This window comes from Acidobacteriota bacterium (assembly GCA_016196065.1).
Classification (GTDB): domain Bacteria; phylum Acidobacteriota; class Terriglobia; order Terriglobales; family Acidobacteriaceae; genus Acidiflorens.
The window spans coordinates 183500-203026 of sequence record JACPYL010000001.1 but is presented as its reverse complement, the minus strand read 5'-3'; the positions used below and the strand labels follow the sequence as shown (position 1 = coordinate 203026).

General features: G+C 56.9%; 13 protein-coding genes. 5 read left to right on the top strand and 8 right to left on the bottom strand.

What is annotated here, in order from left to right; all coding sequences use genetic code 11:
* Nucleotides 1-40: 40 nt before the first annotated feature.
* Nucleotides 41-2590 (bottom strand): leucine--tRNA ligase, encoded by a 2550-nt coding sequence (locus HY010_00895; protein ID MBI3474263.1) that lies wholly within the window; start codon nt 2588-2590, stop codon nt 41-43.
* Between the two features lie 71 nt (nt 2591-2661).
* Nucleotides 2662-2961 carry a hypothetical protein gene (locus HY010_00890; GenBank protein ID MBI3474262.1) on the bottom strand — a complete coding sequence of 100 codons (300 nt, stop codon included), beginning with the start codon at nt 2959-2961 and terminating at the stop codon, nt 2662-2664.
* 208 nt (nt 2962-3169) lie between these two features.
* Here HY010_00890 and aroF point away from each other — a divergent pair, with 208 nt between their 5' ends.
* On the top strand, nt 3170-4228 hold the full coding sequence (aroF, locus tag HY010_00885) for a 3-deoxy-7-phosphoheptulonate synthase (GenBank protein ID MBI3474261.1): 1059 nt from the start codon (nt 3170-3172) through the stop codon (nt 4226-4228).
* A gap of 266 nt (nt 4229-4494) precedes the next feature.
* Entirely contained in the window at nt 4495-5580 is a 1086-nt protein-coding gene (locus HY010_00880; protein MBI3474260.1) for a hypothetical protein, read from the top strand.
* Nucleotides 5581-5591: 11 nt separating this feature from the next.
* On the opposite strand, the gene HY010_00875 is transcribed toward HY010_00880, so the two are convergent.
* Both HY010_00875 and uvrC read right to left on the bottom strand, forming a co-directional pair.
* Nucleotides 5592-6092 carry an RDD family protein gene (locus tag HY010_00875; protein MBI3474259.1) on the bottom strand — a complete coding sequence of 167 codons (501 nt, stop codon included), beginning with the start codon at nt 6090-6092 and terminating at the stop codon, nt 5592-5594.
* Between the two features lie 189 nt (nt 6093-6281).
* The gene (uvrC, locus tag HY010_00870) at nt 6282-8189 is read right to left on the bottom strand and encodes an excinuclease ABC subunit C (GenBank protein MBI3474258.1); all 1908 of its coding nucleotides are present in this window, start codon (nt 8187-8189) and stop codon (nt 6282-6284) included.
* 80 nt (nt 8190-8269) lie between these two features.
* Between uvrC and HY010_00865 the strand changes: the two genes are divergently transcribed.
* Nucleotides 8270-9421: an acyltransferase gene (locus HY010_00865; protein MBI3474257.1), complete on the top strand. Its 1152-nt coding sequence runs from the start codon at nt 8270-8272 to the stop codon at nt 9419-9421.
* 18 nt (nt 9422-9439) lie between these two features.
* Here HY010_00865 and HY010_00860 read toward each other — a convergent pair whose 3' ends face one another.
* Complete coding sequence (locus tag HY010_00860; GenBank protein MBI3474256.1) at nt 9440-10930, bottom strand: leucyl aminopeptidase; 1491 nt, start codon at nt 10928-10930, stop codon at nt 9440-9442.
* A gap of 118 nt (nt 10931-11048) precedes the next feature.
* Between HY010_00860 and HY010_00855 the strand changes: the two genes are divergently transcribed.
* Nucleotides 11049-11717: a CPBP family intramembrane metalloprotease gene (locus HY010_00855; GenBank protein ID MBI3474255.1), complete on the top strand. Its 669-nt coding sequence runs from the start codon at nt 11049-11051 to the stop codon at nt 11715-11717.
* 68 nt (nt 11718-11785) lie between these two features.
* Here HY010_00855 and HY010_00850 read toward each other — a convergent pair whose 3' ends face one another.
* From HY010_00850 to smpB, 3 genes are all read right to left on the bottom strand, one after another.
* A complete protein-coding gene (locus HY010_00850) occupies nt 11786-13987 on the bottom strand; it encodes a choice-of-anchor D domain-containing protein (GenBank protein ID MBI3474254.1) in 2202 nt (733 codons plus the stop codon).
* Between the two features lie 179 nt (nt 13988-14166).
* The gene (locus tag HY010_00845; protein MBI3474253.1) at nt 14167-16065 is read right to left on the bottom strand and encodes a choice-of-anchor D domain-containing protein; all 1899 of its coding nucleotides are present in this window, start codon (nt 16063-16065) and stop codon (nt 14167-14169) included.
* 254 nt (nt 16066-16319) lie between these two features.
* Nucleotides 16320-16847 carry an SsrA-binding protein SmpB gene (smpB, locus tag HY010_00840; GenBank protein ID MBI3474252.1) on the bottom strand — a complete coding sequence of 176 codons (528 nt, stop codon included), beginning with the start codon at nt 16845-16847 and terminating at the stop codon, nt 16320-16322.
* Nucleotides 16848-17205: 358 nt separating this feature from the next.
* On the opposite strand from smpB, the gene HY010_00835 reads away from it, so the two are divergent.
* A complete protein-coding gene (locus tag HY010_00835; GenBank protein MBI3474251.1) occupies nt 17206-19518 on the top strand; it encodes a type II and III secretion system protein in 2313 nt (770 codons plus the stop codon).
* The last annotated feature ends 9 nt before the right edge of the window (nt 19519-19527 follow it).

Genomic DNA, 19527 nt, shown 5'->3' with positions numbered 1-19527 from the left:
TAGTTAGTGACCGGAGGTGGTTCCGAGCTGCGAGGATTGGTCAACGTACAACTATGTTTACCAGCTTCTTCGGTACCACGATCTTCTTCACAATCTGCTTGCCGGCGATCGTTGCCCGTATCTTTTCGTCAGCCAGAGCCGATTCCAATACTTGCTCGTCCGATGCGCCGGCGGGGACCACGACCAAGCTGCGCAATTTTCCGTCCACCTGGACAGGAATTTCAATCTCATCCAGCGCCGCCAGTGCAGAATCGTATTTCGGCCATGCTGCTTTCAGGAGGCTGCCTTTTTCGCCGATCATCTCCCATAGTTCGTGCGCCAGGTAAGGCGCCATGGGAGCCAGCAGCAGAACGATGTTGCGCTGGACATCGGCGATCAAAGTGACGGGAATTTTGTCCTTCGAATTCTCTGCGCCATACACTTCATTGACCAGTTCCATGACCGCGGCGATGCAGGTATTGAAATGCCAGCGTCCCTGGAAATCGTCACTGACGCGCTTGATGGTCTGGTGCAACTTACGCTGGATACCTCTTGCTTCCGGCGACAAAGTTGGAGGTACAGCGTTTCGCCACTCGGGATGACTCGGCTGTGCGTTCCTGGCGAAGAAACGATACACACGTCCCAGAAACCGGTAGATGCCCTCGATGCCGGTGTCCTGCCAATCCAGATCGCGGTCGGGTGGCGCGGCGAACAGGCTGTACAGGCGGGCCGCATCGGCGCCATAGCGGGCAACCATCTCATCTGGAGATACGACGTTGCCCAAATTCTTCGACATCTTCGCGCCGTCTTTGATCACCATGCCCTGCGTGAACAGGCGCTTCACGGGTTCGTCATTTTTCACCAGGCCCAGATCGCGCATGAATTTGGTCCAGAAGCGCGAATAGATCAGGTGCAGGATGGCGTGTTCGACTCCGCCAATGTATTGATCGATCCCATCTTTGCCGAACCAGTACGCGATTGCCTTCGGATCAAACGGAGCCCTATCGTTCTTCGCGTCGGCATAGCGGTAGAAGTACCACGAGGAATCGACAAAGGTGTCCATGGTGTCGGTCTCGCGTCGAGCGGGGCCGCCACATTTAGGACACGTGGTATTCAGAAACTCCGGCACATTCATCAGAGGCGATCCGCCGGCGAGCGTAATCGCAACGTTCTCAGGCAAGATCACCGGCAAGTCTTTTTCGGCGACCGGAACAATGCCGTCCTTCTCGCAATACACCATCGGAATCGGCGTACCCCAATACCGTTGCCGTGAGATACCCCAATCCTTCAGGCGAAAGGTGACGGTGGCTTTTCCAAAGCCCTTTTCTTCGGCGAAGGCTGCCATCTTCTGGATCGCTTCCGCGCAACTCAACCCACTGAACGTGCCGGAGTTCACCAGGATGCCTTCCATAGTGGTGAACGGAAGTTGCGGCTCCGCCATGGTTTCTTCCGGATCGCTGGACTGCGGCAATATGACCAGCCGGATTTCCAGGTTGTACTTCTGCGCGAATTCGTAATCGCGCTCATCGTGAGCGGGCACACTCATGATGGCGCCGGTTCCGTAGTCCATCAGAATGTAATTCGCGACCCACACGGGCACAGCTTCGCCGTTGAAGGGATTCTTGGCGTAGCGTCCGGTAAACACGCCGTGTTTTTCGATGGCGCCGATGTCGCCGACTTCTTTGGCTTTGCGTTGCTCGGCAATCAACTGATCGACCTTCGCGCGCAAGTCACCGTCGCGGGCGATCATGTCCTTGACGATGGGATGCTGGGGCGCAAGTTGCACTGACGTGGCGCCGAAGATCGTATCCACGCGCGTGGTGAAGACAGTGATCGTCGATCCCGCGGCGCCGATCGTGCCGCCCAGGTCGAAATCTACGAGCGCGCCTTCACTGCGGCCGATCCAGTTGCGCTGCATGGTTCGGACCTTCTCCGGCCAGCCATCCAGTTTGTCCAGGTCGCGCAAGAGTTCGTCGGCATACTTGGTGATCCTGAAGAACCACTGTTCCAGTTCGCGCTGCTCAACGGGCGTATCTTCGTGCCGCCAGCAATTTCCTCCAACCACCTGCTCATTGGCCAGCACCGTAGCGCACAGCGGACACCAGTTGACTCGGCTCTTCTTGCGATAGGCCAGGTCCTTCTCAACCATTTTCAGGAAGAACCACTGGTTCCAGCGGTAATATTCGGGCAGGCAAGTGGTGACTTCCCGCGACCAGTCGAAGGCGAACCCGAGCCGATTAAACTGCGTCTTCATCGCCGCGATATTCGACAGAGTCCACTGGCGGGGGGGCGTGTTGTTCTTGATGGCCGCATTTTCAGCCGGCAGCCCGAATGCATCCCATCCCATGGGATGTAGCACGTTGTAGCCGTTCATCCACATGTAACGCGCCAGCGCATCGCCGATTGCGTAGTTGCGGACGTGTCCCATGTGCAACGCGCCCGAGGGGTAGGGCAGCATTTCGAGTACGTAAAACTTGGGCTTGGTGGGGTTGGTTTCGGCAGCATACACCGATGAATCGCTTTGCCAACGGTCAAACCACTTCTGCTCAATGCGTTGCGCATCGTAGCGCTCGTCGTGTGCGGCGGAATTCGCCTTGTCTTGCTCAGTCATAGAAGATCGGAAGTGTAGACAGAACAACTATTTTACATTGCCGGCGGACGAACGGAGTTCGCAGGAAGCAATTACTCCCCTTCTGGTGCCTCCTCCGTGGAAGCGAGAAAATACCGTTGCACTGCGGGACCGGAACGGTAAAGCCATTGCATCGCGAAGAAAAGCAAAACCATGCGTAGTAGTCGCGCAGCCAGATAGAGGACATGGTAGTTGCGCAGGTAGGTGGTACCGGTTATCGCGCCGTACGCGTCTCTGTAGTGCCAGAAAGAGAGCAAGTCAGTCGGCATATAGGTAAAGTCAGCCAGGAACCACAGCAGACAATAAACGGCCAAAGCACGGCTGGCCATGGTGACGGCCTGTTTCGTGGACATATTCCCTCCGAAGCTAGTCTTGCCGCACGGGGCAGATCGAATTCTGCGCTATTTTACGGAAGAACAAGGGCGCGGGCCATGGCAGCGGATCTTTGTCAATGATTGGCATCACAGTGATCTGCGATTTCGGCCTAACTCGGCAATGGCGCATACGGCGCTACCATTGCCGTTGCAACGGCGGGACGTTAGACTTATTACAGGTATTACTATGCTGATTGTCATGCGGGCACAGGCCACGGAAGAGCAAGTCCGTGCAGTCTGTGAAAAGGTCGAATCTCTCGGATATCGCGCACACTCCATGCCGGGTGCGCAGCGCACCGCTATCGGAATCACGGGCAACAAAAGTGAAGTCGACTCGGGCACGCTGGAAGAAATGCCCGGTGTGCAGGAAGTGATACGGGTTTCGAAGCCCTATAAATTAGTCAGCCGCGACGTTAAGCCCGACAACACAGTCATCAAGTTTCCCGGCTCTCCGGTCACGATTGGAGGGGTGGATCTGGCGATCATGGCCGGTCCGTGCGGGATTGAGAGTCGCGAGCAGGCCTTTGCGATTGCGGAGCGAGTCGCTTTGGCCGGAGCACAATTCTTTCGCGGCGGTGCCTACAAACCGCGCACATCTCCGTACTCGTTTCAAGGAATGGGCGAAGCAGGCCTAAAGATTATGGCGGAAATCCGCGACCGCTTCGGCTTGCTGATTGTCACCGAAGCCGTGGACTACGAGTCGCTCGACCTGGTCGATAAGTATGCGGACATGATCCAGATCGGCGCCCGTAACATGCAGAATTTCTCGCTACTGAAACGCGCTGGACGTGCTCGAAAGCCAGTTTTGTTGAAGAGAGGTATTGCCGCGACGCTCGAAGAGTTTCTGATGGCCGCGGAGTACATCATGAGCGAAGGGAACTACAACGTTGTGCTGTGCGAGCGCGGCGTGCGGACGTTTGCCGATCACACGCGTAACACGCTCGACCTCAGCGTCGTGCCGGCTGTCCAACGACTGAGTCACTTGCCGATCGTCGTCGATCCAAGTCACGGAACGGGGAAGCGCAACAAGGTGACCCCGCTGTCCCGAGCTGCCGTTGCAGTGGGAGCCGATGGGCTGATTATCGAAGTGCATCATGATCCCGATCGCGCGTTGTCGGATGGGATGCAGTCGCTCTATCCGGATCAGTTCGACGCGCTCATGGTGCAGGTCAGGCAGATCGCTGCGGTTCTGGGACGGAGCGTTGCTGAAGTTGGAACTCCGTTAGCCGTCGCGGTGTCGAAGTAGTCTGTCTGTATCGATGCGTCACGGTGTTGGTATTTTAGGTGGGTATCTCTTGAGAACTGTCATCCTGACCCGTCCGGAGGCGGAGCCGAGGGCGAGCGAAGGATCTGTTTCGCTCGCCGGGGAAGCAGGTCCTTCGCTCCGCTCAGGATGACAGTTATGAAAATAGTCACGCCGGAACAGTCCTGACCTTGCGAAAACTCCTCTTTATCGCAGTTTTAGTCCCACTCGCTCTCGCAGGCGGATGGTGGTATTTCCACGAGCGCTCCCTGCCAACGAACGCTCCCCGGTATCGCGAGTACGCCTACATCACGAACGGCAAGAGCAACACGGTTACGGTGATTGACCTGCGCACATTCCAGCCCGTGCGGAATCTTTCGGTTGGGACGGAACCGACCGGGGTTGCAGCCAATCCAAAGCGAAACGAAGTTTATGCAGTGAATGCGGGCTCGAACAATGTCAGCGTGATCGACGCCGAGCAGAACAAAGTCGTGGCCACGATCGGCGTCCACGGGCGCCCTTACTTTATTGACGTTTCGCCGGACGGCCGGCGCGCCTACGTCGCGAACTCAGGTTCCGCTAACGTTTCAGTGCTGGACCTCGATCAACGCCTCGTCGTCGGCACACTCCGCGTGGGCACTGGTCCCGGCCTCGCTCGCGTCTCTCCGGACGGATTGACGGTGGTGGTCAGCAACCGCGCGGACAGCACCGTTTCACTCATTGATACGGCGCGCCTGGTGGTGCGCTCGACCATCAGTGTGTGTATGAATCCCGAGGACATTGTCATTCTCCCGGATTCGACGAAAGCGTTCATCTCTTGCGCCGCGTCCAATCAGGTCGCAAGCATCGATCTGAAGCGGGACAAGTTGCTGGCGCTCCTGGACGTCGGCAAGTCTCCTGTAAGCCTTGCCCTGAAGCCCGATGGCGGCGAACTGTTCACATGCAATTTCGGCGCCGACAGCGTCTCCATCCTTGAAACCACACCGAATGAAGTGCTGAGCAGTTCGTTGATCGGTGCGCAGCCGGTGCGTGCGGTCGTGTCGCTCGATAATTCGCGCTTGTACGTTTCCAATTTCGGCGCGAATACCGTGGCTGTTTACGATATCGATATTGGCAAAGTGATTATGGTGCTTCCGGTAGGCACGCATCCGGATGCGCTCGCTTTGTCGCAGAACCAGAATTACCTGCTGGTGCTCGATTCCGGTTCGGGCGATGTGGCCGTGATCCAGAAGCGCAAGCCGACCAAACTGGAGCCATCGGAATATTCGATGATGACTGTTATTCCCGTCGGCACGCAGCCCAACCAGATTGTGGTGAAGGCATTTCTGCTTACGAAACCGGCGGCGGAGAAATAAAAGAAATCAGTTCAGCGATAGAGCACTCTGGTGCCGGCTATTCGATCATGTAACCCTTGTTTTTGCAGGGTGAATCCTACCATCAGGTACCCGACTCCGAGGCTGAGTGCAGAGAGAAACTTGGCAAGGTGTCTTCCCGTCGCTCGTTCGAAAGAGATGCGGTTGCCTTCCAGGTCCGTGACTTTGATCTGGACTGCCAGTTTCCCCAAGGTTCCTTGAAAATGAGAGCTTTCCATTCCCGCGCGATAGAGCCACACCAGTAATATCGCCATGCCGATACGGGCGATGCGGTTCATGAAAAAGATCTTCGGCGTCGGCATTTGCCAATCCTCACCCAGGATCGTAGTCATCGAGCCGACCAGCATGCGCATGGGGAATTGCACAATGAATATCAGGACGAGGTCCAGCAAGGAAGAGACTACGCGAATCCAGAAGCCGGCATAGCGCGCGGCTGGCGTTGCCTGAGCAATGGCAGAGACACTTTCATCAGGCAGGCTCGGTGAAGATTGCAACGGGGCGGGTGGCGGCTCCCGCAGCGTATCGCCGCAGCTTTGGCAAAACTGGGCGTCCGCGCTGCTTTGCAGCCCGCACCGGTTGCAATAAATGAGGTTGTACACGCGGACTAATTCTCGCGGAGATAGTAACACCGCTTCTTACCTGCTGACAGTCAGGATATACAGGGCAGTCCTAAGACACCCGGATCAGCGACCCGTGGCCACATTCGCTTTGTGAAAATAATCCAGAATCGCTTCGGCCTGTGTCTTGGTCACCACCGCGGATAACGCCGCGACGTCTGCCTGTTTCACGGCCTGCAAACTGCCGAAGCGCTCGAGCAAACGACGTGTGGTGGATTCTCCGATGCCCGGAATTTCTCTTAGTTCCGTGGCGCGGTCGCGGATCTGGCGGCGTTTCCGATGGAAGGTCACGGCAAAGCGATGGGCCTCGTCGCGGATCATCTGTACAAGATGCAACACGGGCGAGTGGTGATCGAGCACGACCGGGTCGTCTTCCTGCCCATAGACGTAGATGATCTCTTCGCGTTTCGCAATGGATGCAAGCGGCTGGTTGATAATCTCAATAGCTTCGAGCGCTTGTGCGGCCGCGTGCAGTTGTCCGAGGCCGCCGTCGATCAGGATCAGGCTGGGCATCGGCTTCTTTTCTTCCTGCAGACGCTTGTAACGGCGAGTGACGACCTCCCGCATGGAAGCAAAATCATCCACGCCTTCGACCGTCTTGATGATGAATTTTCTGTAGTCTGATTTCTTCATCTTGCCGTCTTCCCATACGACCATCGACGCTACGGTTTCTGCTCCTTGAATATGTGAGATGTCGAAACATTCGATGCGCTTCGGGAGTTCGGCTAGAGCGAGTGCATCCTGAAACGCTTCCTGGATGGCGCGCGCATTCGGCTTCATCACGCGGAAACGCTGATCGTAGGATTGTTTCGCGTTGTTGCCGGATAGGTCCACGAGTTCGCGCTTGTCGCCGCGTTGTGGGACGGTGATGTGGACACGTGTCGCTCGTCCACCTTCGCCCGCGAGTTGTTCGCTGAGCACATCTTCCAGTTCTTCGCGGTCCTCAAATTCAGCGGGAACGTAAATGTTGCGCGGCACATATGGCTGTCCGAGGTACAGCTGTTTGAGGAGGGCGGAGAAAAGCTCTCCGGGACTGAAGGTTGCAGCGGTCGCACTTTGATCAGCGGGAGCCGAGTCTGCTTCCTGATCCATAGACCCAGAGGCAGAGGATTCCGGTAATTCTTCCCAGAAAAATTCCCGACGATCGAGAACTTTTCCACCGCGCATGTGGAAGAGATTTACGGCGACCATTTCGTTTTCGTAGTGATATCCGAAGACATCGGCATCATCGCCGTCAACGCTGGCGATGCGTTGTTTCTCTTGTAGTTGCTCGACGGTGGAGACCAAGTCACGAAGTTTGGCGGCGCGCTCGAACTCCTGCGCGTTTGCTGCTTCGGCCATGCGATTACGCAGCGACTTCACCAGGTCAGTCTGCCGTCCTTCGAGAAAAAGTTTCACATCTCGTACGGCTTCGCCGTAGATCTCGGGCGTCGTCAGTTCCTGCACGCATGGACCCAGGCAGCGTTTGATGTAGTACTGCAGACATGGGCGTGGATGGTAGCGCGTCAAATCCACCTTGCAGGACGGGACCATGAAATTGCGGTGGATCAGGTCGACGATCCGATACGCAAGATTCGCGGGGAAGTATGGCCCGTAGTAAGCGCTACCATCTTTTCGGAGGCGACGAGTCACATACACGCGAGGGAAGCGTTCCGCGAGAGTGAGCTTTACGTAAGGATAGGTCTTGTCGTCGCGCAGCAGGATGTTAAAGCGCGGTTTCTTCTGCTTGATGAGGTGATTCTCAAGGGCTAACGCCTCCTTGTTGTTGGCGACGACTACGTAGTCGACGTCCACCGCTTCGCGCACCAGTGTTCCGGTCTTGGCATCGGTCCAGCGGCCCTCGTGAAAATACGAACTGACCCGCGAACGCAGGTTCTTCGCCTTGCCGATGTAAATCACTTCGCCTTCGGCGTTTTTGTAGAGATAGACCCCAGGAGAAGTTGGCAGGCTACGAATTTTCTGAGGGAGGTCCATCGTGACGTCTACCGATATTTTAATCGAACCAGCGAATGGCCGTTGCTTGCGAACGACAGCATGATTACTCTTGACGGGCCGTGACCAGACCACCTAAAAGCGGATATCTGCCGACTCTCGACGGTTGGCGAGCGATCGCAATTTTTGGCGTGCTGGTCGACCATCTGGTGAGTTACTCGGAGTTGCGACATCACCCGCAGATCGTTGCGTTCACCCGCACTGGTCCAAACGGAGTGAGCCTCTTTTTTGCAATCAGTGGATTTCTAATCTGTTCTCGTCTGCTCGAGGAGCAGAATGCGTGTGGAAAGATCAGCCTGCGCGGTTTCTACATTCGCCGGGCTTGCCGTATTCTCCCACCTGCGATCCTTTACCTGGTGGTGATCGGGATTCTTGCCTTGCTTGGCTCCATTATTGTGGTGCCGGCGGAATGGTGGAGTTCCGTATTTTTCTTTCGCAACTACTTGCCGAAGGGTTGGATCCGCTATGGTTGGGGAGGGTACACGGTCCACTATTGGTCACTGGCTGTCGAGGAGCACTTTTACTTGCTCTGGCCGGCGGTGCTGGTGCTGCTTGGCAAGCTCCGGGCGCGGTGGTTTGCGCTTGCCCTTGCGGTTGCGGTAGCGGGTTGGAGAATGTTGGACTTTCGGGAACACTGGTTTGACCGCGTAATTCCTGGGTTATTGTTTGGTTCCCGCACCGACGTTCGGTTGGATGCGCTTCTATTGGGATGCCTGGCGGCGTTACTTCTCGATGATGCGTCGGTCCGCGCGCTATTTGTTGGACGCTTCCGGCCCTGGATGTGGATCCTGTGTGTAGCGGGCTACGTCCTCATGCAGGTCTTGCATCGTGTGCGTACTTACTCAATTTGGGAATCCGGTTTGCTGACCCTGGTCGTGGTTGGAACCGTCTACCATCCTGAGGGTTGGATTGGACGGTTGCTGGAGTCGGCCGTTTTACGATGGGTCGGACGCCTTTCGTATGGCATCTATCTTTGGCAGCAGTTTTTCTGCATTCCGACCGCTGGATCGAGACTGGTCTTTCTTCAGCGATTTCCCGTGAACCTGATCATGATCTTCCTGGTGTCGTGGCTCAGTTATCAGATTGTGGAACGTCCCTTTATTCGACTGGGACATCGGCTTGCGCCGCCTTCCAGCGAAGGTCGCGAAGATCTAGCTTCCGATGCGAAGCAGGGAATCTCGCCCACCTCGCCGCCTGAGGTAGAGCACTCGTAGAAGATACGAGCCTATGTTTCAGCTCGCCCAGCCTTTCACAAACTCAATCAGGCTTCGAACTGCAATTCCCGACGGTCCCTTCGCGATCCAGGGTTTGGTGTCTTCCATCCAGGCTGTGCCGGCGATGTCGAGGTGGATCCAGGGAGTGTCCTCGGCAAATTCCTTCAGGAACATGGCGGCGGAAATTGCGCCTCCCCAGCGACCGCCGGAGTTCACGATATCGGCGATGTTGGACTTGATGACTTCCTTGTATTCGTCATCGAGCGGCAGGCGCCACATTTTTTCACCTGCCTGTTTATTGGCCTGCGTGAAGCGATCGTACATCTGGTCATCGCTGGCAAAGATGCCTGCGTTTACGTAGCCGAGAGCGACGACGACTGCGCCCGTAAGCGTGGCTGCGTCGACGAGGTGGGTACAGCCTAGCTGGCGGGCATAGCAGAGGCCATCGGCGAGAACAAGGCGGCCTTCGGCGTCAGTGTTGATGATCTCGATCGACTTGCCGGACATGGCGATTTGCACGTCGCCCGGTTTTTGGGCCTTTCCAGACGGCATATTTTCGGTCGCGCACACGATGGCTGTAACCTTGACCTTCGGTTTCAGCAGAGCGATCGCGCGCATGACTCCGATCATGGTGGCTCCGCCGGCCATGTCGTATTTCATTTTCTCCATGCCGTCGGCGGGCTTGATCGAGATTCCACCCGTATCAAACGTGATGCCTTTGCCGACCAGGCCGAGATGGACCTTGTCGACCGCACCGGCAGGTTCATAACGCAGAACAATCAGTGCCGGCGGTTCATCCGATCCCTGGGCAACTCCCCAAAATGCTCCCATCTTCAATTCTTTGATTTTGTCAGCGTCATAGGTTTCGCATTTCAATCCGACTTCCGCGGCCATCTTCCTGGCGCGGTCGGCCATGGTGGTCGGCGTCATACGATTGGACGGTTCGTTGACCAGGTCGCGAGTGAAATTCTGCGACTCACCAACAATGCGTCCCACACTCAATGCTTGTTCGAGCGCGGACTGGTCGCCGCTGGCGACGATTGTGAGGGAATCAATCTTCTGGTCTTTGCGATCGCTCTTGTAGTAGTCGGGATCGAAGTCACCCACGAATGCGCCCTCGGCAACCGACCGCACGCCTTCGGCTGCGCTGACTGCGTTTTCCGGAAGTGCGAAGGCAAAGCTGCGAATGCTCTTGCCCTTGAGCGTGCGCACTGCCGCGCCCGCCACCTTGCGCAGTTCGGCTGCGGAGAAATTCTTTGCTTTGCCCCCACCGACCAGAAGCAGCCGTTTCGCCTTCAGTCCTGCCGGGCGATAGAGCAGAGTAGTTTCAAAAGTCTTGCCCGTGACGTCAGGGCTGGTGATCACTTCTTTGGTGGCGGCGTGTACGGCTGCATCGCTACATGCGACAACGGCTGCCGGTTTATCTTTTTCGCCCTGGTCCAGTACAACGGCGACCAGGCATTCGGTTTCCACTAAGGAAGGGGCGGAGGTAAAGAGATTGATTTTCATGACTTTCTTTCAGTATCCACGGAGAAAGGGGAAACGCGCAACTCACGCAAAGTCATAGCAAGCATTGCCAATGGGCCGGGGCCGGAACTTTAGAGGGATGTTGTACGTACAAAGTCCCATGACCGAAGCGATCGTAGTGGATAGGCCGGCGAGCAACCGGGCATTGACGTGGTTTGGCGTGGCATTTTCTCTGCTGTCGATGCTGGTGATCCGGCAAGTTTTTCGCGCCATTGCGCCCGAGCTGGGAGTCGCATTGACGCTGCTGAGGGAAGGCTGCTTTTTTGCCAGTGGGGCTGCTTTGCTCTGGCTGGTTCGTCGCGGAGAGAACCTGCCGCTGCGTTCGATTGGGATCGGCACTTCGCCACTTTGGAAGTCGCTGGCATGGGGTGTCGTGATCGCCGTTGCCTGCATTGTTCCTGCTGCTCTGATTGCGCAAATGACCGGTTACGGTCATGGCGCTGCGTCGAAGGCCTTCGACAAACTGCCCTTGTGGGTGGTTTCCATTGTTGTGCTGCGCGCGGGAGTGGTCGAGGAACTATTTTTCCGAGGATATGTGATTGAGCGGCTGCAGTCGCTGGGGTTCGGTCGTGCGGCGGCGTGCATCATTCCGCTGGCAGTGTTTGCGGTTGGTCATTGGACCGGTGGAGCGGCGAATATTCTCATCGCACTGGTGCTGGGTGGAATTCTGACGGGTTTCTATATGTGGCGCCGCGATCTTGTGTCGAACATGTTCGGACACTTCCTGGTGGATTTCGTTGCGAATGTCCTCTCCGCCTTGCTCGCATGAACTTCTGCGCAAATAACAAGGGGCAAGACAACAGTCTTGCCCCTTTTGTATGTCGGAATACTCTGCGGCTAATTACCGATGCCGGTTACGGTCGCCGTCGATGGACTCCCGCCGCCGTTGTTCTTGATGTTCAATTTCGCGTTACGGGCGCCCTTCTTGGTCGGCTTGAAACCCACGCTGACTGCGCACGTTGCTCCGGGAGCGATAGTGGTTCCGCAAGTGTTCCCGGCTATCAGATAGTCTCCCGCGGCGCCCCCGGCAAAGGCGAATCCGGTGAACGTCACCGCTGTACTGCCGACATTCGTTACGGTTACGTCCTGTGGAGAGCTCGTGTTGCCAACCGTCAGCGTTCCGAAATTCAGTGCTGTGGGCGAGAGCGCCAGTGATTGTCCCGTCCCCTTCAGAGTCACCGTTTGCGGGCTATTGGGAGCATCGTCCGAGAATGTCAATGTGCCGGTGCGCGCGTTTTTCTTGGTCGGCGTGAAGGTGACGCTGACTATGCAGCTTGTGCCTGCGTCTACGGTTGTCGAGCAGGTGTTATTTGAGATCTGGTAGTCTCCGCTCGCGGTAACGCTGAACAGATTCAGGGGGCCGGTGCCGGTATTGGAGAGCGTCACACTGAGAGGGGCGCTTGATTGTCCGATTGGAGTCTTGGCGAATTTCAACAGGGTCGTCGACAGGATCGCAGTCCCACCGCCACCGCTCCCGCCGCAAGTATCGAACTTGAAATTGGCGATGCGCGTATTCCAATTAAAACTTCCCGTAGCCTTGATGTACTCCTGTGTGTACCAGAACGTACAGTCGTCGACGGGATCGACGGTCATGGCACTGTAGTCGCCCCAACGCACGAGATTGGTCTGCGAGCCCGTTCCAGCAACGATCGACTGCTCCGCTTGCATGGTGCCGAGTGCGTCTCCCGCAAAACGTCCGGTAAATGCTATCGAGGGGAATACGGATCCGCTGGCAACGCTGTACCCAAGCGCGATATCGCCCGACTGATCCATGGCGATGCTGCCCATCCAGCGAGTGCTGGAGTCAGGTGCGTAGGTGCCCTGCTGGAAGACTGAGGGCGTGCCATTGGGGTTGCGTATTTCGTACCAGCGCGTGCCGGTGGTGATGGCATGGTTCGCAACCAGCGCTTCGTGTCCGTCAGTGAACTTGCGGTATGCGAGACGGTACATCAGGCGATCTGCGAGAGAGTCTAATTTTTGCGTGGTTCCAGGCTGAGAAACGCAAGTGCCGCCGCCGCAGAGTGGGTTGAAGTTCGCAACCGCCAGCGTCGTGGGTCCCGTGAATGTGGAGTTTGCAGGAGTGGCGAAATCCACGTGAAACTTCCACAGCCGCAAGCTATTCGTGCCGAAGTCTGCGAAAAACGCGGGCTCTCCCTGTGCGGGCTGAATGAGTCCGTCCATATCGGAGGGCAGCAGGCTGTCGACCCCAGTGTTTTGCTGAAAGCAGACGATGGTCGCGGGCAGGCCGGCCAGCATCTTGTTGCGATCCATGGCGCAGGCATCGGCGCCCAGAAAGTTGACGGGGCCGAACATGTTGAAGGAAATGTAATATGCGTCCGGCCACACGCCGAGTTTGGGATAGTCAGGAAAACTGTTGCCGAATGAGAACGCGTAGCGGTTGTAGCTTCCGGTCGCGTCACTGGTGGTGGATACCGCAACACACTGCAAGTAGGGAGTACTGCTAACGGCGAACTGGGTGAGAATCCAGCGATTGGCAATCTTGTCGTATTGCACGATCGGATCGCCGTCATTGCTGGTCTGGCACTGTCCGCCAAAGCCAGCCCAAATGGAATTGCCCTGGAACGGGCCTGCAGTCAGCGCTCCAGTGGCTTTGTCGAAGACGGCGTATTCGAGATTCACCCACTGCACATACTGGGTTGCTCCAACGGCTCCATTGGTGTCGGGCGGGGCCGCCTGGACGACAAATCCGTACTGGCTCTGCCCCAGTCCTTCAAAGTTAAGACCGATCGTTGCAGCCATGGGTGTGAGCATCTGTTCCTGAAGGGCAGCGTCCGCGACCTCATATTGCGGTGCCGCAAGGACTGGCTTGGTCGGGAGTACCTTCAGCAGTCGCGGAGAAAAGGGATTGGGCTGAGCCGGAGTCATTCTTCCCAGTTCCGCCAGCGGGAGAGACACGTCATGTTTCGACTCGCGGATTACGCGCATGGTGGACTGACCAAACACCGAAGTGGCGAACACCGCGAGGCAAAATACAGCCTGGCTGATCGTGCGGAAACAACGGGTCGAACTACTGCTCATGAATTGCTCCGAAGAACGTGGAATTTTCAGGGGGATTGTTCAACTAGTCTATGTCAGCCGCGTCTGAGAGCGCCACGGTCTTTCGTAAAGCAGAATCGAGTAGCAGACTTTGTACCTGGCTTCGTGCCAGGAAGGGGAGGGGCGGGACCGGAATCCCGCCCCTGTTTCCGATCTAACTTCTACTTGCCCTGTCCCGTCAGGCTGACGGTTTGGGGTGTGTTGGGAGCATCGTCGTTGACAGACAACGTTCCGGTACGCACTCCAAGTTGAGTTGGGGTGAAAGTCACCTTGATCAAGCAGCTGGCACCGGGGGCAACCGTAGCTTTACAAGACTTGGCAACGATCTTCTGCGCAAAGTCGCCGCTGGTGGTGATGCTGCTGATGTTGAGTGTGGCATTTCCAACGTTGGTGAGGGTAACGGTTTTAGCACCGCTCTTCACGCCCACGAAGATTTTGCCCCACTTCAACAACGCCGGAGTGAGAGAGACCTGCGGACCGCCGCCCCCGCCACCGCAACCGTTGAACTTGAAGTTGGCGATGCGGGTATTCCAGGAGAAGCTGCCGGTGACCGCGCTGTATTCCTGCGTGTACCAGAAAGTGCAGTCGTCAGCGGGGTCCACCGTCATGGCGCTGTAGTCACCCCAACGGGTTGGGCTGGTCTGTGAACCCGCTCCGTTGACGATAACCTGCTCGGTTTCCATCGTGCCAGCAGCGTCGGAGGGAACGCGTCCAGTGAAGAACACGGACGGGAAGATAGTGGCGCTTCCCAGCGTGTATCCCATGCCAATGTTGCCGCTCTGATCCATGGCAATGCTACCCATCCAGCGAGTGCTGGCGTCGGGTGCGAACGTGCCCTGCTGGAACACCGTGGGCGTGCCGTTGGGATCGCGCAGTTCGTACCAGCGATAGCCAGTGGTGATGGTGTGGCTGGTCACCAGTGACTCGTGACCATCAGCAAATTTGCGATAAGCCAGACGATACATCATGCGATCGCCGAGCATATCCAACCGGTTAGTGGTTCCAGGCTGCGGTACGCACGTGCGGTTGCAGCCGGCGGTGAAGTTGGCCACTGTCAGAGCGGCTGGACCTGTGAAGGTGGAATTTGCGGGGTGAGCGAAGTCCACGTGGAACTTCCAGAGGTTGAGACGATTCGCTCCGAAGTCGACGAAGAAGCCAGGTTCGCCAGCGGTCGGCTGTATCGTGCCGTCCATGTCGGAAGGCAACAAGGTGCTGAAGGAGGGGCCTTGCTGGAAGCACTGAATCGTAGCCGCCGTACCTGCCAGCATCGCACTGCGATCCATCGCGCAAGCATTCGGGCCGGTGAAAGTCTGGCCGTTCAGAAAGTTGTTGAACGAGATGTAGTACGCGTCAGGCCATACACCCATCTTCGGATAGTCGTTGAACTGGTTGGCGAAGGAAAATGAGTAGCGGTTATAGGTTCCGGTCGCATCCGAAGTAGTCGATACAGCAACGCACTGCAGGAAAGGTTGGGAATTGACCTGGAACTGAGTCAGAACCCAGCGATTTGCGATCTTGTCGTACTGCACAATCGGATCGCCGCTGTTCGCCGTCTGACATGTGCCGCCAAAACCGGCCCAGAGAGCGTTGCCGGGAGTTGGTCCAGCCACCTTGGCACCGGTCGCCTTGTTGTAAACCGCGAAGGAGAGATTGACCCACTGCACATATTGAGTCGCGCCCACCGCTCCGTTGGTGTCAGGCGGTGCACAGCAGATCCCGAAACCAGGGGTGCCGAGTCCCAAACCCTCAAAATTCAGGCCTACGGTTGCGGAAACAGGAGGAAGTACTTGATCCTGCAGGGCCGCATCCGGAGCTTGCGTGAAATTGGCAGGTGCATCGTGACCGGTCGGCAGGATATCGAGAACTCGCGGCGAAAACGGATTCGCCTGTTCAGGCGTCATGCGCACCAGTTCCGACAAGGGCAACGAAGTGTCGTGTTTCAGTTCTTTGTACACCTGAACCTTGCTGGCTTGAGCGACGGCTAGGGTCGATACAACTAGGAACAACATCGCGGTGAGACAGAGCACCGCACAATGGGCCTGGCAGAACCTCTTCTTCATAGTGCGCTCCGAGTTGAAAAATGCTGGGGGTGAGATTGCTTTGTTCATCTAGCGCTGCACGGGGTGCGGGGAGACCACCTACTAGCGTTTGTAGTATATACATCGCTTCCGCCCAAATAGCACGCAAAATCAGCACCCTGCGAGGGATATCTTGAAAGTATTGATAACAAGAGTTGGACTGGAAATTGGAGTGACTTAGAGGTGCGGCAACGTCGCAATTGTTTTCACAGTACAGGCGAAAACAGTGGGCCTAGTCAGCTCTTCCGGCTTCGTACAATGGCTTCCCGCGCCTCTTTGTCAGCCGTTCGGCGGCGTTCGGTTTCACGCTTGTCCCACTGCTGTTTTCCGCGAGCCAGAGCCAGTTCGATTTTCACGCGGCCGTTCTTGAAGTACATGCGAGTGGGAATCAGGGTTAGACCCTTCTGCTGGGTCTTCCCAATCAGCTTCTTGATCTCTTCTGAATGAACCAGCAGTTTGCGAGTGCGCGTGGCCGCGTGGTTGGTGTAACTGCCGTGTTCGTATGGGTTGATGTGGCAGTTCAGCAACCAGAGTTCGTTGTCCTTGATCAGGCCGTAGGAGTCTTTCAAATTAGCCATGCCATCGCGGATGGCCTTGACTTCGGTGCCAGTAAGAACCATTCCTGCCTCAAATTTGTCGAGCAAGAAATAGTTGTGGCTAGCGTTCCTGTTGACAGCGGCATCGCGATCCCCAGACGCGGTGGGCTCGCGGCGGGGATTTTTCTCTGGGGTGGGACGCGTTTGATGAGTGTTCTGTCGAGTCATACTACTGAAAAGAAAGTATCAGAGAATCAGTTTTCGGTCTCAGGTCACAGGTCTTAGATGACAGGAAAAGCCAACCCGTTTCCGATGCCGAAGCCCGGGTTTCCTCACATCTGAGACGCGCGACCTGTGACGTTGGATTCAAGACCGGCGACCCGTACCTGAAAGGACAGGGACCAATGAGTGTAAACATCGACGTACCAATCACTTCGGGACTAAGTTGAGGCGATGCTATAATCCGATTTTCCGGTATTTTTCACGCGTGACGGCCGTCTGGAGCACCAGTCCGCTCCTCGCCGCTGGGAGCCCAACGAGCGGCGGTAGTCACCCGCGAGAAAGATTTTACAGAGGACCGTTTTCAATGACACGCCTCATACGTCCGGCTCTGTTCGTAACGCTTCTGTGCGTCAGCCTCGTCACCTATGCCGACCAGGCCAAGACGCTGTATGAAAAAGGTTCCGACGCGGAAGCCCGCCAGAATTACGAACAGGCTTACGACTTCTACAAGCAAGCCTACAACCTCAAGCCGAAAGACCTGAAATACCGCGCGTCCTATGAGCGTACGAAGTTCCTGTCTGCCGCATCGCACGTGCACCGCGGGCAAGTGATGCGGGACGCAGGCAAGCTTGAGGAAGCTCTGGCCGAGTTTCAAAGGGCAGCTGAGATCGACCCTTCATCTTTCATCGCGCAACAAGAACTTCGCCGAACCCAGCAGATGCTCCGCGAGTCGCAGGGGCCCCAGCCGCAGGCGTCGGCGGGAGCGAGTGCTTTGCGTCGCCGCCTGGATTCCGCCCAGGGGCCAGTAGAACTTACTCCGATAGCGAACGTTCCGATCACTCTAAAACTCACGGAAGATACGAAGGTGATTTACGAGACGATCGGGAAGCTGGCCGGCATCAACGTCCTGTTTGATCCCGATTACACCGGACGCCGTGTGCGCATTGAATTGAATGGTGTCACGCTGGAAGATGCGCTCGAGGTCGTCTCGTTCGAAACCAAGACTTTCTGGCGTCCCGTAACGCCCAACACGATATTTGTAGCGCAAGACAATCCTGCCAAGCGGAAAGAGCTGGAACAAAACGTAATCAAAACTTTTTACTTATCGAATCTTTCCCAGCCCACCGAGTTGCAGGACGTCGTCAATGCGATGCGCACCATCCTCGAGGTGAGCCGTATTCAGCAGTTGCCTTCGCAAGGCGCAATCGTGGTTCGCGGAACTCCCGACCAGATGGCGTTGGCGCAGAAACTCGTTGACGATCTCGACAAGGCGAAACCGGAAGTGGTGGTGGAAGTCGCGGTCATGCAAGTCAGTCGCGACAAGATGCACAATCTCGGCATCAGTCCGCCGACCAGCGCCACGGTGCAGTTGCAACCCAACATCAGTACCAACACGGGCACCGGTACCGGGACCGGTACGGGCACGAGCAGCAGTTCGTCGAATGGGATTAACTTAAACCGGCTGGCTAACCTGGATGCGACTGATTTTCAGGTCACGATTCCAGCGGCCACGGCTACGGCGTTGCTGAGCGACAGCAACACCAAACTCATTCAGAATCCGCAGATTCGAGCATTGGACGGGCAGAAGGCAACGTTGAAGATTGGCGACCGCGTCCCAGTCGCAACTGGTTCGTTCCAGCCGGGCATCGGCGGCGTTGGCGTCAATCCGCTGGTCAATACACAGTTTCAGTACCTCGACGTCGGCGTGAATATCGACATCACTCCGCGCGTGCATGCGGGCCGGGAAGTCACGTTGAAAATGTCGCTTGATATTTCCGCCGTAACGTCGCGAGTGAACATTGGCGGCATCGACCAGCCGGTCATCGGTCAGCGCAAGATCGAACACGAAATTCGGCTCAAGGACGGCGAAGTCAACCTGCTGGGCGGCATCCTGGAAGATCAACAGACAAAGTCGTTGAGCGGGATTCCGGGACTGGCGAACATCCCCCTGCTGAAGTATTTCTTTTCTCAGACCAATACCGAGCATCGCGAGAACGAGATCGTGTTTGTGCTGATCCCGCATATCATTCGCGGACCGGAGGCATCGCGTTCCAACCTCGACATGCTCGATGTGGGAACGGCGAATGCTTTGGAGTTGCGTCGCAGTGGCAGCAAGCCGGCCGCGCCTGTGGCATCGCCAGCGCCAGTGCCAGCGCCAGCACCCAGTGCTCCGGCGCAGCAACAACCAATGCAGCAGGCTCCTGCGCCAACCGCTCAGGCTGCGCCCCCGGCACAACAGACGCCTTCTACCGAAACTGGAGCGGCGGGCTCATTCCTGTTTGATCCGCCCCTGTTGACGCAAGCGAAAGGCGCCACATTTACGGTGAATGTGATGGTGTCGGGCGGGCAAAACGTGTATTCCGTTCCGCTTCAGCTCAACTACGACGCCAACCAGTTGCAGGTGGTGAACGTTTCGAACGGCGGGTTCCTGTCGCAAGACGGACAAGCGGTCGCGCTCGTCCATCGCGACGATCCATCGACGGGAACGTTGCAGGTCACGGCGACCCGGCCACCGGGGGCGGGCGGAGTCTCGGGTCAAGGCGCGGTGGTGACGCTGACCTTCATGGCCAAGGCGCCCGGACAGTCTCAATTGACCATCACGCGGGGTGGTGCACGCGATCCTGCGATGCAAGCCATTGCGATGAGTGGAGCGCAGGCTGCCGTTACGGTGCAATGAGCGATCGCA

Excerpts from the sequence above, each read along its gene's own strand:
- HY010_00895 (MBI3474263.1), bottom strand. The coding sequence starts at position 2,590 with ATGACTGAGCAAGACAAGGCGAATTCCGCCGCACACGACGAGCGCTAC.
- HY010_00890 (MBI3474262.1), bottom strand. The coding sequence starts at position 2,961 with ATGTCCACGAAACAGGCCGTCACCATGGCCAGCCGTGCTTTGGCCGTT.
- aroF (MBI3474261.1), top strand. The coding sequence starts at position 3,170 with ATGCTGATTGTCATGCGGGCACAGGCCACGGAAGAGCAAGTCCGTGCA.
- uvrC (MBI3474258.1), bottom strand. The coding sequence starts at position 8,189 with ATGGACCTCCCTCAGAAAATTCGTAGCCTGCCAACTTCTCCTGGGGTC.
- HY010_00860 (MBI3474256.1), bottom strand. The coding sequence starts at position 10,930 with ATGAAAATCAATCTCTTTACCTCCGCCCCTTCCTTAGTGGAAACCGAA.
- HY010_00855 (MBI3474255.1), top strand. The coding sequence starts at position 11,049 with ATGACCGAAGCGATCGTAGTGGATAGGCCGGCGAGCAACCGGGCATTG.
- HY010_00850 (MBI3474254.1), bottom strand. The coding sequence starts at position 13,987 with ATGAGCAGTAGTTCGACCCGTTGTTTCCGCACGATCAGCCAGGCTGTA.
- HY010_00845 (MBI3474253.1), bottom strand. The coding sequence starts at position 16,065 with ATGAAGAAGAGGTTCTGCCAGGCCCATTGTGCGGTGCTCTGTCTCACC.
- smpB (MBI3474252.1), bottom strand. The coding sequence starts at position 16,847 with ATGACTCGACAGAACACTCATCAAACGCGTCCCACCCCAGAGAAAAAT.
- HY010_00835 (MBI3474251.1), top strand. The coding sequence starts at position 17,206 with ATGACACGCCTCATACGTCCGGCTCTGTTCGTAACGCTTCTGTGCGTC.